Genomic DNA, 14,685 nt, shown 5'->3' with positions numbered 1-14,685 from the left:
TCGCAGCAATGGCTATCAGCGTTTTCGACCTGTTCAAAATCGGCATCGGCCCTTCCAGTTCCCACACCGTCGGCCCGATGCGCGCCGCCGCACTATTTGTCGAGTCGCTGCGCGGCAAGCATCAACTGGAGCAGGTGCGGCGCATCGAGGTGCAGTTGTTCGGATCGCTATCGGCCACCGGCATCGGCCACGGCAGCGACAACGCGGTGATCATGGGCCTGATGGGCGAGTGGCCGGACGCAATCGACCCGGCGCAGATCGGCCCGCGCATTCAGGCGCTGCGCGAAACCCATACGCTTTTATTGGATGGCCGTCTGGCTGTGCCGTTTGTGTGGGCGCGGGACATGCGCCTGATCGACGAAAACCTGCCATTCCATCCCAACGCCATGACCCTGGTGGCCGAAGGCGAATTCGGTGAGCTGCATCGTGACACCTACTATTCAGTCGGCGGCGGCTTCGTCGTTGATGAGGCGCAAGCGGCCAGCGGTGTGGTCGATCTGGATCGCACCGAATTGCCGTACGACTTCTCCAGTGCGGTCGAGCTGCTGCAGTTGTGCAAAACGCACAACCTGCGCGTCGCCGAACTGATGCTGGCCAACGAAAAGGTCTGGCGCAGCGAAGAAGAGATCCGTGCCGGGCTGATGAAACTGTGGCGGGCGATGCAGGATTGCGTCGAGCAAGGCCTCAAGCACGAAGGCATTCTGCCCGGCGGCCTGAACGTGCGGCGGCGGGCGGCGAAGTTGCACCGCAGCCTGCAAGAGCTGAATAAACCCAATGTCATCGGCTCGACCCTGAGCGCGATGGAGTGGGTCAACCTGTTCGCCCTGGCCGTCAATGAAGAGAATGCTGCCGGCGGGCGCATGGTCACTGCACCGACCAACGGCGCGGCGGGGATCATCCCGGCGGTGCTGCACTATTTCATGAAGTTCAGCGAAGCGGTCACCGACGCCAATGTCGTTGACTATTTCCTCGGCGCGGCGGCGGTGGGCATTCTTTGCAAAAAGAATGCGTCGATCTCTGGGGCCGAGGTCGGTTGCCAGGGCGAGGTCGGTTCGGCCTGCGCCATGGCGGCGGCAGGGCTGGCGGAGATTCTCGGCGCCACGCCCGAGCAATTGTGCAACGCGGCGGAAATCGGCCTGGAGCACAATCTGGGCCTGACCTGCGATCCGGTCGGTGGCCTGGTGCAGGTGCCGTGCATCGAGCGCAATGCAATCGCGGCAGTGAAAGCCATCAACGCGGCGCAAATGGCCCTGCGCGGCGACGGGCAGCACTTCATCTCGCTGGACCGGGTGATCCGCACCATGCGTGATACCGGCGCCGATATGCATGACAAATATAAGGAAACTTCGCGCGGTGGCTTGGCGGTCAGTGCTGTTGAGTGCTGAGCCAGCCACACCGGGGTGAATGCTTCGCGAGCAGGCTCGCTCCCACAATAGATCTCCAGTGAACACAATATTTGTGGACCCCAGATTCCAATGTGGGAGCGAGCCTGCTCGCGAAGGCGCCAGACCAGTCAAAACTGCTCAACAAAAGAACACCCCAATCCAGCCGCGCCACCTTTTGGCGCGTCGCAATCAGACAAGCGTCATTGTCAGTCGTGACTTGTCAGTCGTTACCTGACCGTCCGTCGTCCGTGCTTGCGGTGACACTCTGTGCAAATCCTCTGCAGGCCAGTTCCCACAAGTGCTACCGATCTGCTCACGGGCTGCGCGGCAGGGCTCTCGCGGCATCTGATGGCACTTCGAAATGGCGTGTTCCGAGGTCTCGTATAGACGCGTCGCGAGGTCGTTTTCAGGAGTTATTGAATGGCCGTCCAATTTCAGGCACGGCAATTGCTCTGTCATAACAAAGCCTGCTTTCTCTGTGAGACGCGGGCAATAACAAGAGCCTCCGCCTGAGGCCGCCACCCGCTTTGTGTGAGGAGATACCGCGATGACGTCGTTCAACTCCGGGGCCCAACCCCAGAACCGTGCGCCTCAATCCATCGGCTTTCTGCTGCTGGACAATTTCACGCTGATTTCCCTGGCGTCCGCCGTTGAGCCGCTGCGCATGGCCAACCAGTTGTCCGGTCGCGAGCTGTATCGCTGGAGCACCCTCACCGTCGATGGCGGCCAGGTCTGGGCCAGTGACGGTCTGCAGATCACTCCCGACGCCTCCATGCACAAAGCCCCGCCCCTGGACACGGTGATTGTCTGCGGCGGCATCGGCATTCAACGCACCGTGACCCGTGAACACGTCTCTTGGCTGCAAAGTCAGGCGCGCCAGTCCAAGCGTCTGGGCGCGGTGTGCACCGGTAGTTGGGCGCTGGCCTGCGCCGGTCTGCTCGATGGCTTCGATTGCAGCGTGCACTGGGAATGTCTGGCGGCGATGCAGGAAGCTTTTCCGCGCGTGGCCATGAGCACACGTCTGTTCACCCTCGACCGTAACCGCTTCACCAGTTCCGGCGGTACCGCGCCGCTGGACATGATGCTGCACCTGATCAGCCGCGATCACGGTCGTGAACTGTCGGCAGCGATCTCGGAAATGTTCGTCTACGAGCGCATTCGCAACGAACAGGATCACCAGCGTGTGCCGCTCAAGCACATGCTCGGCACCAACCAGCCGAAGCTGCAGGAAATCGTCGCGTTGATGGAAGCCAATCTGGAAGAGCCGATCGACCTTGATGAGCTGGCAGTGTATGTCGCGGTGTCGCGTCGACAGCTGGAGCGGTTGTTCCAGAAATACCTGCACTGCTCGCCGTCGCGCTACTACCTGAAGCTGCGCCTGATCCGCGCCCGGCAACTGCTCAAGCAGACGCCGATGTCGATCATCGAAGTGGCGTCGGTGTGTGGTTTCGTCTCCACGCCGCACTTCTCCAAGTGCTATCGCGAGTACTTCGGCATTCCGCCACGTGACGAGCGCGTGGGCTCCAACACCACCCAGCAGGTAGCCATGCTGCCGCTGCCGCAGGCCATCGTGATGTCGCCGCTGTCGGGGCCGATGTCGGCGCTGAGTCAGGCGCGCAATGAGTCGACGTTTGCCAGCGTAAGGCTGTAAAGCAAAAGATCGCAGCCTTCGGCAGCTCCTACATTTGGAATACGTTCCCCTGTAGGAGCTGCCGAAGGCTGCGATCTTTTGATCTTTTCTCAGGCGCTGTGGGACTGCTGATAATCCGAGAGGGCCGGCAACAATTGCTTGTCGATCGCCTGACGCACCGCCGGCTGAATGCTGGCGCCGCTGGTGTACATGTCCTTGACCATCTTGCGCAGTTCGAATGCGCGAACATTATCCAGGCCACGCACCGCGCACTCACAGGCCTGCTCGGCGGTGGTACCGCTCGGCACCTGAATACCCAAGGCCTTGAGCTGGCCCAACAGATCTTCCTGGTCAATCAAATCGGCGTACATCATTACGCAAATCCTTCTGTGGCAACGGAGGTCTTGGCTCGATTCTGGTGGCCCCGACCGGACGCGGCAAGGGCGTTTTGTCGCGGTGGCCGGGACGACTATGAACAGGTCGTTTTCGGCTAACCGACTGGATTGTCGACTAGGCACACTGGCCCCAGCTCGCTTCACGAAGGTTTGGTCACCCTCGACTGGCAGCTCCTCAACAGTACCCTCCTCAGCTCCGATCCTGTCACGGCTTGATCGGAGTTTTTTTTGCCTGTGAATCAGCCAGAGATTTGTTGTTCCCGCTGGCGCTTTCGCGAGCAGGCTCGCTCCCACAGAAGACCGCGTTCATTCAGGGGAATGCGGTTAATAGTGGGAGCGAGCCTGCTCGCGAAGAACGATGACGCGGTTCAACGTTGCAACACCAGAATCCGCGACAACAACTCATCCCGGTCGACATAGCAGCCCTGAAAATGCCGCGCCCCGGTCGCTGGATCAAAGGCATTGCGCGCATGCAGCGTGCGGCGGTTGTCAAAGCACCACAATTCGCCCGGCTTGAGCCGCTGCATCAGCCGGAATCGCGGCTCGCGGGTCATCGCAATCAAGCGCCGATAGGCGCGATACAGCAACGGCATCTGCGCCACCGACGTATCGAACGCTCCGCGCAGAAAGTTGGCCATGCGAATCTCCGTCACCCGGCCCAGCGCATCCAAAGCGATGACCGGCGCCAGGCAGCGATAGTCGCTGTGCCGGTCCTTGTTGCGGAACTCCACGGGTATTTCACACAGGGCCTCAAACAGCTGCGGCTCCTCCAGACGCAAGGCTTCGGCGATCGCAAAACCATCGACGAAAATACTCTCGCCACCCTCGGCATCATTCACCAGGCAATGCAGAAATTGCAGCCCCGGTTGCAGCTCGCGAGTCGGCAAATCCGTGTGCAATGGCAGGTTGAAAGCGGTGTAGGCGTTGCTGTCGGCGTCGGCTTTGGATTGCACATTGAACAGCACGCCGAAGTTGCTTTCGCGGATGAACGAAATTCGTTGCGCGATGAGCTTCAGCGAGCCCGGCTCGGTGGGCACGCCGCGCACTTGGGTCAGGCCGATGTCGCGCACGGCGAGCAACCATTGCAGCAGCGCGGCGTTGTCGTTCATCAGCGCGATGTAGTCGAACACCGGCAACTGCAGATCGCTGTGCCACAAACGGGGCTGCGGTCTGCCGGCCAGGCGTTCGGCGCGGGACTCATCGTCATAGGCATGTGCGCGCAGCCAGCCCGGATCGAAGCGGCTGAGGTGACCGTCCTGCCAGTCGATGCGCAGGCAGCCATCGGTGTCGATGCGCGTGGCCAGCGGTTGCAAATCCTCGGCGGCATCGACGCTCTCGAAGACCTGTTCGCGAGTGACGCTGTAGACGCATTGATCACATGGGCAATTGTCGCGCAGCCATACGTGGTGAAACGGGCTGACACGTCCGTCAGCCCATTCGATGACAACGCGATCCGCCAGACCCTGCACGCCACCGAGCGCGCTGATCAACGGATAAGTACGAAAATCGGCAACAGCGACGGCGGTGTTCATGGCGGCTCCTTGGCGATGGGGGGGATTTACCGAGCGGGTGGCAGCGCGATCACGCGGCCGATGTAAGCGGGAGCGGGCAGGTCGGTCTGATCCGCGACGATGGTCTGCAAGCGATGCAACGTATCGGGGCTGAACGGTGCCGAGCGCGGGCCGGCGAGGTCGACGTGCAAAAGCATCTGTTCATTGCCGGCCAACTCTTGCTCATCGCCGACCTTGTGCAGGCTGTGGTAGAGGTGCAGGCGCTTGCTGTCATGGCCGATGATTTGCGTGCGCACTTCCACCTCGGTGTCGAGTTTCACTTCGTGCAGATAATTGAGGTGCAGTTCGAGGGTGAACAGCGAGTGGCCGCTGGCCTCGCGGTTGCTGCTGTCCATGCCGAGGCGGTCCATCAGCGCGTCGGTGGCGTAGCTGAAGATCAGCAGGTAGAAGGCGTCGCGCAGGTGGCCGTTGTAGTCGACCCAGTCGGGGATGATGGTGGTTTGGTAGGTGGTGAGGTGGGGCATGGTTTCGGTTCCAACATTGATGATGACTGGACTGCCGTCTTCGCGAGCAGGCTCGCTCCCACATTGAAATGCGTTTACCTGTGGGAGCGAGCCTGCTCGCGAAGGGGCCGGAAGCGCTTTGCAAGGTCTATTCGCTGAAACTCATTCCGTGCTTCTCTTTGGTGGTCTTCACCGCTTCAAGCACCGCCAGCAAACAATCATCACGATAGCGCTCTAGCGCCGAAATGCTGTGCCGACCGAGCTGATCAGTCGTGCCATCGACCACGTCATCGATCAGCTTGTCGGTCAGCTCCGGTGCCGGCAGATACGTCCACGGCAACTGCAACGCCGGACCGAATTGCGACATGAAGTGGCGCATGCCGGCATCGCCGCCGGCCAGGGTGTAGGTCAGGAACGTACCCATGAACGACCAGCGCAGACCAGCGCCAAAACGGATTGCATCGTCGATCTCGCCGGTCGTCGCGACACCGTCGTTGACCAGGTGCAACGCCTCACGCCACAGCGCTTCAAGCAAGCGATCGGCGATGAAACCCGGCACTTCCTTGCGCACATGCAACGGGCGCATGCCGAGGGATTCGTAGACTTGCATCGCCGCTTGCACCGCTTCCGGCGCGGTATTTTTGCCGCCGACGACTTCGACCAGTGGCAACAGATAAACCGGGTTGAACGGATGCCCGACCACGCAGCGTTCAGGGTGCGTCGAACTCTCGTAGAACTCGCTGGGCAACAGGCCTGAAGTGCTGGAGCCGATCAGCGCATCGGGCTTGGCCGCGGCGCTGATTTTGCTGTGCAGATCAAGTTTCAGTTCCAGCCGCTCCGGGGCGCTTTCCTGGATGAAGTCGGCGTCACGCACGCATTCCTCGATGGTCGCGACAAAGCGCAGACGATCCTGCGAAGCACCCGGCGCCAGGCCGTTTTTCTCCAGCGCGCCCCAGGCATTGGCCACGCGTTGGCGCAATGCCGCCTTGGCGCCGGGCGCCGGATCCCAGGCCACTACATCGAGGCCGTGTGCGAGGGCACGGGCGACCCAACCACTGCCGATGACACCGCTACCGAGAGCGGCGAAGGTTTTGATTTCGGTGATAAAGCGCATGGTGATGTCCTGAAGAGTTCGAAGAGCCCTGTAGGAGCTGCCGAAGGCTGCGATCTTTTGATCTTGCTTCTAAAAAATCAAAGTCAAAAGATCGCAGCCTTCGGCAGCTCCTACAGGTGAAATGGGTGATGGATCAGCCGCGCTGGGTCAGGCCCATTTTCTTCCGGCCTTCTGCCGGTGTGAGCACCCGGGCACCGAGGCGGCTGAGGATCTCCGTGGCGCGCTCAACCAATTGGCCATTGGTCGCCAGCACACCTTTGTCCAGCCACAAATTGTCTTCCAGGCCGACCCGCACGTTGCCGCCGAGCAGCACCGCTTGCGCCGCCATCGGCATCTGCATGCGGCCGATGCCGAAGCCGGCCCACACCGCGTCGGCGGGCAGGTTGTCGACCATGGCTTTCATCGTGGTGGTGTCGGCCGGTGCGCCCCACGGGATGCCCAGGCACAGCTGGAACAGCGGGTTGTCGAGCAAGCCTTCCTTGATCATCTGCTTGGCGAACCACAGATGCCCGGTGTCGAAAATCTCCAGTTCGGCCTTCACCCCCAGTTCGGTGATGCGCTTGGCGCCGGCGCGTAGTTGCGCCGGGGTGGAGACGTAAATGGTGTCGCCGTCGCCGAAGTTCAGCGTGCCGCAATCGAGGGTGCAGATTTCCGGCAGCAACTGTTCAACGTGGGCGAGACGGGTCAGCGGACCGACCAGATCGGTGTTCGGGCCGAACTCCATCGGCTTCTCGCCAGGTCCGATTTCCAGGTCGCCGCCCATCCCGGCGGTCAGGTTGACGATGATGTCGACGTCCGCCTCGCGGATGCGCTCCATCACTTCGCGGTACAGCGCCACGTCACGGCTGAACTTGCCGGTCTGCGGATCGCGCACATGGCAGTGCACCACGGTGGCGCCAGCCTTGGCCGCTTCCACCGCTGCAGCGGCAATCTGTTTCGGGGTGATCGGCACATGTGGACTTTTGGCGGTCGTGTCGCCAGCACCGGTAAGTGCGCAGGTGATGATGACGTCGTGGTTCATGGTGCGTTTCCTTCAGGCGAGATGGGTCTGTCCGCAGCCCGTTGCGGGGCTGCGAAGCGTCGTCAAATTCCCCTCTCCCTTGGGGAGAGGGTCAGGGTGAGGGGCTCTTCAATCGAGGGGTTATTTGCTGGTCAGTTGCAGATTTTCAGCAGCCGGTTTGCCATCGAAAGTCGTCACACCTTCAAGCCAGCGCTGTTTGTCTTCGGGGTGATCCTTGAGCCACTGCTTCGCCGACTCGAAGGCATCCTTGTGATCGAGCAGCGGCTGCATCATCCGGCTCTCGGATTCGGCGGTGAAAGTCAGGTTGGCCAGCAGGCGGCCGATGTTCGGGCATTGTTCGGCGTACTTCGGTGATGTGACCGTCCACACCGTGGCCATGCCTTCGTTCGGGCCGAGGGCGTCTTCGCTGCCGGTCAGATAGGTCATCTGAATGTTGACGTTCATCGGGTGCGGCGCCCAACCGAAGAACACTACGGCTTCCTTGCGCCGTACGGCGCGGTCGACGGCGGCGAGCATGCCGGCCTCGCTTGATTCGACGAGCTGGAACTTACCGAGGCCAAACTGGTTCTTGGCGATCATCGCTTTGATCTGCGTGTTGGCGCCCGAGCCTGGCTCGATGCCGTAGATCTTGCCGCCCAATTCCTTCTCGAATTTGGCGATGTCGGCGAAGGTTTTCAGCCCCTTGTCGGCCAGGTACGTCGGCACGGCGAGAGTGGCGCGGGCATCTTTCAGGCTCGGTGCTTCGAGCACTTTCACCTGATTGGCCTCGACGAATGGCGTGATGGTCTGGGTCATCAGCGGGTTCCAGTAGCCGAGGAACAGGTCCAGGCGCTGATCGCGAATCCCGGCGAAGATGATCTGCTGGGAGGCGCTGGTCTGTTTGGTGCTGTAGCCGAGGCCATCGAGCAGGACCTGGGTCATGGCACTGGTGGCGATCACGTCAGTCCAGTTGACCACGCCCATGCGTACGTTCTTGCAGGAGGCCGGTTCGGCCGCCATCACGCCGGTGCTGAAGAAAGCGGTACCGCTGAGTGCAAGAACGCAGCTGCTGATCAGTCGTTTCATGTCGGGTTCCTCGGCAGTTCGATTATTGTGGTTCCCGGCATCTGCGCGCCGGTGAGGCCAAGTTACGCAGCTATAGGCCCGTGAAAGCGCACTGCGGCGACTGGCATTTGCACTGTAGCGACCTGCGCGCTTGAACGCCGCCGATAATCGGCGTATCAACGAGCCACGCGACCCGCCAACCGAGTGCGCCTATGTCCCAGGATTTCTACTTTTTGCTGATGCCGGGGTTCTCCGCCATCGGCTTTATTTCCGCGATCGAACCGTTGCGCGTGGCCAACCGTTTTCGCGGCGAGTTGTACCGCTGGCATGTGCTCAGCGCCGATGGCGGCGCGGTATTGGCGAGCAACGGCATGTCGGTCAACGCCGATGCAGCGCTGGAGCCGCTGAAGAAAGGCGCGACCTTGCTGGTGGTGGCCGGCTTCGAACCGCTGAAGTTCATCACGCCGACGCTGGAACACTGGTTGCGCAGGCTGGACAACGACGGCGTAACCCTCGGTGCGATCGACACCGGCAGCTTCGTCCTTGCCGAAGCAGGCCTGCTCGACGGCCATCGCCTGACCCTGCACTGGGAGGCGATCGATGCCTTCAAGGAATCTTATCCACAGCTCAGCGTCACCCAGGAGCTGTTCGAGATCGACCGGCGGCGGATCACCTCGGCGGGAGGTACGGCCTCGATTGATCTGATGCTCGACCTGATCGCCCAGGCCCACGGCCCGCAACTGGCGATTCAGGTCAGCGAGCAGTTTGTGCTCGGGCGCATACGCCCGCGCAAGGATCACCAGCGCATGGAAGTCGCCACGCGTTACGGCATCAGCAACAAGAAACTGGTGCAGGTGATCGGCGAGATGGAACAGCACAGCGAACCACCGCTGACCACGCTGCAACTGGCGGAGTCGATCAAGGTGACCCGGCGGCAACTGGAGCGCTTGTTCCGGCTGCATCTGAACGATACGCCGAGCAATTTCTATCTGCGGTTAAGGCTGGAAAAGGCCCGGCAGTTGCTGCGCCAGACCGACATGAGCGTGCTCGAAGTCAGCATTGCCTGCGGGTTTGAATCACCGTCGTACTTCACCCGCAGCTATCGCGCACGTTTCGCCCGCTGCCCCCGGGAAGACCGGCGTACCGCGCAGGCGTGAATGGGCTTGCATGAAAGCAATGTGGGAGCGAGCCTGCTCGCGAAAGCGGTCTGTCATCCAACACTGATGTTGCCTGACACATTGCATTCGCGAGCAGGCTCGCTCCCACATAATTTCCGGCGCCTGAGAGAGGCTTATTTCTTCACCAACGCCGAACACGCCGCCTTGTAAGCCTCATGCTGATATTTGTTCAACGTCCCGGGCAGCTCGAAATTGTGCTTCTTGGCCTGGGCATTGATCGTCTGCGGCGACAGCAGCGTCACCTCACAACCATCAAGCAACTGAAACACGCCCTCGATCTTGAACGTCGTCGGCCCACCGGCAAACTCGCCCTTTTTGCTGCGCTTCTTGATCGCGATCCGGTCCACCGAGTTTTCCCGCACAAACGACGCCACCTGCGCCGCGAACCGCCGCACGTTCGCCGCCTCGTCATCGTCATCCAGAGCAATCTTCTTCGTGGCGAGAGGGACGTGGCTCAACGTCGAACCGTCGAGCGCCGCCACGGCGATGATCGCTTCGCTGCCTTTGATTTCAATGCCGCAGATGTTCATGGGAATCCTTAGACTGGCTTAAGAGGTTCAGCTTACAGCTCAAACACTCACTCCTGCCCAATCGACTCCAAAAACTCCGACCGTTCATCACTCATCCGCGCCACGCAATCATTCTGCGCAATGGTGAACGCCTTGCTCCCCGCCGTTGCCGGGAACGCTTCCACCGCGCAATCCGCATCCCGCGTCTTCAACCACTGCTGCTGGGCGGTTTTCAGTTTGGCGGTGATGTCGGCCAGTTGCGTCGGGTTCTTGCCGTAGGCGGTCTGCATGCGTTCGTTGAGGCTGGCGTAGTTGTCTTTGAGCAGGTCTTCGGCGGTGCTGCGGCTGTAGGCGGAGCATTCCAGGGTCTGGATGTCGTTTTCCACCGCGTCGCACGGGTTGTTCTCGGATTCTTCGGCGGCGTGGGCGCCGGTCGCAATCAGTGCCAGGGCGAGGATTATTGATTTCATTGGGGTCGCTCTAATCCGTTGGTAGGTGCAGGCTGCGGCAGATTCTGGCGCAAGCGCGCGGGCTTGAACAGCCAGCCGATGAGGGCGGCTGACGACCCTTTGTCGCGGATTGACGCTTTCGGCAATTCCCCTGTCGTTTTTGCACCCGGTCGCCCCGGCACCGAGGCATATGCTGGCCCCAAAGCGCCGGCAGACGATTCGGCGCATGAATCGCCAATAAGGGGACGCCTGATGAGCCCAGCCGAATTACACGCCGACAGCATCGTTATCGACGGTCTGATCATTGCCAAATGGAACCGCGAGCTGTTCGAAGACATGCGCAAGGGCGGTCTGACGGCAGCCAACTGCACTGTGTCGGTGTGGGAAGGCTTTCAGGCGACCGTGAACAACATCGCTGCCAGCCAGAAACTGATCCGCGAAAACAGCGACCTGGTGATGCCGGTGCGCACCACCGCCGACATCCGTCGCGCCAAGGAGCAGGGCAAGACCGGCATCCTCTTCGGCTTCCAGAATGCCCACGCGTTCGAAGACCAGATCGGCTATGTCGAGGTGTTCAAGCAGCTCGGCGTCGGTATCGTGCAGATGTGCTACAACACCCAGAATCTGGTCGGCACCGGTTGCTACGAGCGTGACGGCGGTCTGTCAGGTTTCGGTCGCGAAATCGTTGCCGAGATGAACCGCGTCGGCGTCATGTGCGACCTGTCCCACGTCGGTTCCAAGACCTCCGAAGAAGTCATTCTCGAATCGAAAAAACCGGTCTGCTACTCGCACTGCCTGCCGTCGGGTCTCAAAGAACATCCGCGCAACAAGTCCGACGCAGAGTTGAAGTTCATTGCCGACCACGGCGGTTTCGTCGGTGTGACCATGTTCGCGCCGTTCCTCGCCAAGGGCATTGATTCGACCATCGACGATTACGCCGAAGCCATCGAATACACCATGAACATCGTCGGCGAAGACGCCATCGGTATCGGCACCGATTTCACTCAGGGTCACGGCCAGGACTTCTTCGAATACCTGACCCACGACAAGGGCTACGCCCGCCGCCTGACCAGCTTCGGCAAGATCATCAACCCGCTGGGCATCCGCACCGTCGGCGAATTCCCCAACCTCACCGAAACCCTGCTCAAGCGCGGCCATTCCGAGCGTGTGGTGCGCAAGATCATGGGTGAGAACTGGGTAAGCGTTCTTAAGAACGTCTGGGGCGAATAACGCTTTCTCAAGACCGCCGCCGATCTGCCCCCTCTCCTGCGGGAGAGGGCTGGGGTGAGGGCCGCGGCCAACACTGAACCATCATTTTTCTGGAGTTAAGTTTCCATGGCCAAGATCGCCCCGCAATTGCCAATCGAAGTCGACAGCGAGACCGGTGTCTGGACCTCAGACGCCCTGCCAATGCTCTATGTGCCGCGTCACTTTTTCGTCAACAACCACATGGGCATCGAGGAAGTGCTCGGCGCTGAAGCCTACGCCGAGATCCTCTACAAGGCCGGCTACAAATCCGCCTGGCACTGGTGTGAAAAGGAAGCCGAATGCCACGGCCTGGAAGGCGTCGCGGTGTTCGAGCACTACATGAAACGCCTGTCGCAGCGCGGCTGGGGCCTGTTCAAGATCCAGGACATCGACCTCGACAAAGGCACCGCCAGCGTCAAGCTCGAGCACTCGGCGTTTGTCTATGTCTACGGCAAGGTCGGGCGCAAGGTCGACTACATGTTCACCGGCTGGTTCGCCGGCGCCATGGATCAGATCCTCGAAGCCCGTGGCAGCAAGATTCGTACTGTGGCCGAACAAGTCTACGGGGGCTCCGAAGAGGGCCACGATGACGGCTTGTTTATCGTCAAGCCGTTGTAAGCCGAGGACCGTGCCATGGCTTTCGAAGCAATGTTCCAGCCGATCCAGATCGGCAAACTGACCATCCGCAACCGCGTGCTCAGCACCGCGCACGCCGAGGTCTATGCGACTGACGGTGGCATGACCACCGACCGCTACGTCAAATACTACGAAGAGAAAGCCAAGGGCGGCATCGGCCTGGCCATCTGTGGCGGTTCGTCCGTGGTGGCGATCGACAGCCCGCAGGAATGGTGGAGTTCGGTCAATCTGTCCACCGACCGGATCATTCCGCACTTCCAGAATCTGGCCGACGCCATGCACAAGCATGGCGCCAAGATCATGATCCAGATTACCCACATGGGCCGGCGCTCGCGCTGGGACGGCTTCAACTGGCCGACCCTGATGTCGCCGTCGGGCATCCGTGAACCGGTGCACCGCGCCACTTGCAAAACCATCGAGCCGGAAGAGATCTGGCGGGTGATCGGCAACTACGCCCAGGCCGCGCGCCGGGCCAAGGCCGGTGGCCTCGATGGCGTCGAACTGTCGGCCGTGCACCAGCACATGATCGACCAGTTCTGGAGCCCGCGCGTCAACAAGCGCACCGATGAATGGGGCGGCAGCTTCGAAGGGCGGATGAAGTTCGGCCTGGAAGTGCTCAAAGCCGTGCGCGCCGAGGTCGGTGACGACTTCTGCGTGGGCATGCGCATCTGCGGTGACGAGTTCCACCCGGACGGCTTGTCCCACGAGGACATGAAGCAGATCGCCAAGTATTACGACGACACCGGCATGCTCGATTTCATCGGCGTGGTCGGCTCGGGTTGCGATACGCACAACACCCTGGCCAACGTGATTCCGAACATGAGTTATCCACCGGAGCCGTTCCTGCATCTGGCCGCCGGGATCAAGGAAGTGGTCAAGGTGCCGGTGTTGCACGCGCAGAACATCAAGGACCCGAACCAGGCCACGCGCATCCTTGAAGGCGGTTACGTCGACATGGTCGGCATGACCCGCGCGCACATCGCCGACCCGCACCTGATCGCCAAGATCAAGATGGGCCAGATCGACCAGATCAAGCAGTGCGTCGGCGCCAACTATTGCATCGACCGCCAGTATCAGGGCCTGGACGTGCTGTGCATCCAGAACGCCGCGACCTCCCGTGAATACATGGGCGTGCCGCACATCATCGAGAAATCCACCGGGCCGAAACGCAAAGTGGTGATCGTTGGTGCCGGCCCGGCCGGGATGGAAGCAGCACGCGTGGCTGCCGAGCGGGGCCACGACGTCACACTGTTCGAGAAAAAAGACTTCATCGGCGGGCAGATCACCACCGCATCGAAAGCACCGCAGCGTGACCAGATCGCCGGCATCACTCGCTGGTTCCAGCTGGAACTGGCGCGGCTGAAAGTCGATCTGCGCCTGGGCACGGCGGCGGATGCCGACACCATCATGGACCTGCGTCCGGACGTGGTGGTGCTGGCGGTCGGCGGTCATCCGTACCTTGAGCAGAACGAACACTGGGGCGCGGCCGAAGGGCTGGTGGTCAGCAGCTGGGACGTGCTCGACGGCAAGGTTGCGCCGGGCAAGAACGTGCTGGTCTACGACACCATCTGCGAGTTCACCGGCATGTCGGTGGCCGACTTCCTCGCCGACAAGGGCAGCCAGGTCGAGATCGTCACCGACGACATCAAACCGGGCGTGGCCATCGGCGGCACGTCGTTCCCGACCTATTACCGCAGCATGTACCCGAAAGAAGTGATCATGACCGGCGACATGATGCTGGAGAAGGTCTACCGCGAAGGCGACAAGCTGATCGCGGTGCTGGAGAACGAATACACCGGCGCGAAAGAGGAGCGGGTGGTCGATCAGGTGGTCGTCGAAAACGGCGTACGCCCGGACGAGGAAATCTACTACGCGCTCAAGGACGGCTCGCGCAACAAGGGCCAGATCGACGTCGAAGCGCTGTTCGCGATCCAGCCGCAACCTTCGCTGAGCGAAGCGGGCGACGGCTACTTGCTGTTCCGCATCGGCGACTGCGTGGCGCAGCGTAATACCCACGCCGCGATCTATGACGCCCTGCGGTTGTGCAAGGATTTCTGACGGC

General features: G+C 61.2%; 14 protein-coding genes. 6 read left to right on the top strand and 8 right to left on the bottom strand.

Features of this window, described 5'->3' with window-relative positions:
• Positions 1-8: 8 nt before the first annotated feature.
• Positions 9-1,385, top strand: a complete 1,377-nt coding sequence (locus AB4N41_RS06630) for an L-serine ammonia-lyase (RefSeq protein WP_460138366.1) — start codon at positions 9-11, stop codon at positions 1,383-1,385.
• Between the two features lie 547 nt (positions 1,386-1,932).
• Positions 1,933-3,036 carry a choline metabolism transcriptional regulator GbdR gene (gene gbdR / locus AB4N41_RS06625; protein WP_007949927.1) on the top strand — a complete coding sequence of 368 codons (1,104 nt, stop codon included), beginning with the start codon at positions 1,933-1,935 and terminating at the stop codon, positions 3,034-3,036.
• Positions 3,037-3,125: 89 nt separating this feature from the next.
• Here the strand turns inward: gbdR and AB4N41_RS06620 are convergent, their stop codons facing one another.
• The 6 genes from AB4N41_RS06620 to AB4N41_RS06595 all read right to left on the bottom strand — a co-directional run bounded on the left by AB4N41_RS06620 (position 3,126) and on the right by AB4N41_RS06595 (position 8,624).
• Positions 3,126-3,389: a hypothetical protein gene (locus AB4N41_RS06620; protein WP_016772808.1), complete on the bottom strand. Its 264-nt coding sequence runs from the start codon at positions 3,387-3,389 to the stop codon at positions 3,126-3,128.
• Between the two features lie 389 nt (positions 3,390-3,778).
• Positions 3,779-4,942 carry a gamma-butyrobetaine dioxygenase gene (locus AB4N41_RS06615; RefSeq protein ID WP_460138365.1) on the bottom strand — a complete coding sequence of 388 codons (1,164 nt, stop codon included), beginning with the start codon at positions 4,940-4,942 and terminating at the stop codon, positions 3,779-3,781.
• 26 nt (positions 4,943-4,968) lie between these two features.
• Positions 4,969-5,445 (bottom strand): thioesterase family protein, encoded by a 477-nt coding sequence (locus AB4N41_RS06610; RefSeq protein ID WP_056786520.1) that lies wholly within the window; start codon positions 5,443-5,445, stop codon positions 4,969-4,971.
• 127 nt (positions 5,446-5,572) lie between these two features.
• Positions 5,573-6,538 carry an L-carnitine dehydrogenase gene (locus tag AB4N41_RS06605; protein WP_460138364.1) on the bottom strand — a complete coding sequence of 322 codons (966 nt, stop codon included), beginning with the start codon at positions 6,536-6,538 and terminating at the stop codon, positions 5,573-5,575.
• A 133-nt stretch (positions 6,539-6,671) separates the two neighbouring features.
• On the bottom strand, positions 6,672-7,559 hold the full coding sequence (locus tag AB4N41_RS06600; protein ID WP_056786525.1) for a beta-keto acid cleavage family enzyme: 888 nt from the start codon (positions 7,557-7,559) through the stop codon (positions 6,672-6,674).
• 120 nt (positions 7,560-7,679) lie between these two features.
• On the bottom strand, positions 7,680-8,624 hold the full coding sequence (locus tag AB4N41_RS06595) for a choline ABC transporter substrate-binding protein (protein WP_024014601.1): 945 nt from the start codon (positions 8,622-8,624) through the stop codon (positions 7,680-7,682).
• Between the two features lie 191 nt (positions 8,625-8,815).
• Here AB4N41_RS06595 and AB4N41_RS06590 point away from each other — a divergent pair, with 191 nt between their 5' ends.
• Positions 8,816-9,760 carry a GlxA family transcriptional regulator gene (locus AB4N41_RS06590; RefSeq protein WP_041476759.1) on the top strand — a complete coding sequence of 315 codons (945 nt, stop codon included), beginning with the start codon at positions 8,816-8,818 and terminating at the stop codon, positions 9,758-9,760.
• 134 nt (positions 9,761-9,894) lie between these two features.
• On the opposite strand, the gene AB4N41_RS06585 is transcribed toward AB4N41_RS06590, so the two are convergent.
• Entirely contained in the window at positions 9,895-10,311 is a 417-nt protein-coding gene (locus tag AB4N41_RS06585) for a DUF3010 family protein (RefSeq protein ID WP_016772815.1), read from the bottom strand.
• 47 nt (positions 10,312-10,358) lie between these two features.
• Positions 10,359-10,760, bottom strand: coding sequence for a lysozyme inhibitor LprI family protein (locus tag AB4N41_RS06580; RefSeq protein WP_039757631.1), 402 nt, complete (start codon positions 10,758-10,760; stop codon positions 10,359-10,361).
• A gap of 231 nt (positions 10,761-10,991) precedes the next feature.
• Between AB4N41_RS06580 and AB4N41_RS06575 the strand changes: the two genes are divergently transcribed.
• The 3 genes from AB4N41_RS06575 to dgcA all read left to right on the top strand — a co-directional run bounded on the left by AB4N41_RS06575 (position 10,992) and on the right by dgcA (position 14,681).
• A complete protein-coding gene (locus AB4N41_RS06575; protein ID WP_024014597.1) occupies positions 10,992-11,969 on the top strand; it encodes a dipeptidase in 978 nt (325 codons plus the stop codon).
• 105 nt (positions 11,970-12,074) lie between these two features.
• Entirely contained in the window at positions 12,075-12,605 is a 531-nt protein-coding gene (locus AB4N41_RS06570) for a 4-vinyl reductase (RefSeq protein ID WP_039757633.1), read from the top strand.
• Positions 12,606-12,620: 15 nt separating this feature from the next.
• The gene (gene dgcA / locus AB4N41_RS06565) at positions 12,621-14,681 is read left to right on the top strand and encodes a dimethylglycine demethylation protein DgcA (protein WP_252877027.1); all 2,061 of its coding nucleotides are present in this window, start codon (positions 12,621-12,623) and stop codon (positions 14,679-14,681) included.
• Positions 14,682-14,685 lie beyond the last annotated feature (4 nt).

This window comes from Pseudomonas sp. S2_A10 (genome assembly GCF_054668465.1).
Note: the sequence above shows the minus strand (reverse complement) of the source record. Positions and strands in the feature narration are given on the sequence as shown.

Coding starts and splice junctions, on each gene's coding strand:
- AB4N41_RS06600 (WP_056786525.1), bottom strand. CDS start 7,559: ATGAACCACGACGTCATCATCACCTGCGCACTTACCGGTGCTGGCGAC.
- AB4N41_RS06630 (WP_460138366.1), top strand. CDS start 9: ATGGCTATCAGCGTTTTCGACCTGTTCAAAATCGGCATCGGCCCTTCC.
- AB4N41_RS06585 (WP_016772815.1), bottom strand. CDS start 10,311: ATGAACATCTGCGGCATTGAAATCAAAGGCAGCGAAGCGATCATCGCC.
- AB4N41_RS06580 (WP_039757631.1), bottom strand. CDS start 10,760: ATGAAATCAATAATCCTCGCCCTGGCACTGATTGCGACCGGCGCCCAC.
- AB4N41_RS06595 (WP_024014601.1), bottom strand. CDS start 8,624: ATGAAACGACTGATCAGCAGCTGCGTTCTTGCACTCAGCGGTACCGCT.
- AB4N41_RS06620 (WP_016772808.1), bottom strand. CDS start 3,389: ATGATGTACGCCGATTTGATTGACCAGGAAGATCTGTTGGGCCAGCTC.
- AB4N41_RS06590 (WP_041476759.1), top strand. CDS start 8,816: ATGTCCCAGGATTTCTACTTTTTGCTGATGCCGGGGTTCTCCGCCATC.
- AB4N41_RS06575 (WP_024014597.1), top strand. CDS start 10,992: ATGAGCCCAGCCGAATTACACGCCGACAGCATCGTTATCGACGGTCTG.
- AB4N41_RS06610 (WP_056786520.1), bottom strand. CDS start 5,445: ATGCCCCACCTCACCACCTACCAAACCACCATCATCCCCGACTGGGTC.
- gbdR (WP_007949927.1), top strand. CDS start 1,933: ATGACGTCGTTCAACTCCGGGGCCCAACCCCAGAACCGTGCGCCTCAA.
- dgcA (WP_252877027.1), top strand. CDS start 12,621: ATGGCTTTCGAAGCAATGTTCCAGCCGATCCAGATCGGCAAACTGACC.
- AB4N41_RS06605 (WP_460138364.1), bottom strand. CDS start 6,538: ATGCGCTTTATCACCGAAATCAAAACCTTCGCCGCTCTCGGTAGCGGT.
- AB4N41_RS06615 (WP_460138365.1), bottom strand. CDS start 4,942: ATGAACACCGCCGTCGCTGTTGCCGATTTTCGTACTTATCCGTTGATC.
- AB4N41_RS06570 (WP_039757633.1), top strand. CDS start 12,075: ATGGCCAAGATCGCCCCGCAATTGCCAATCGAAGTCGACAGCGAGACC.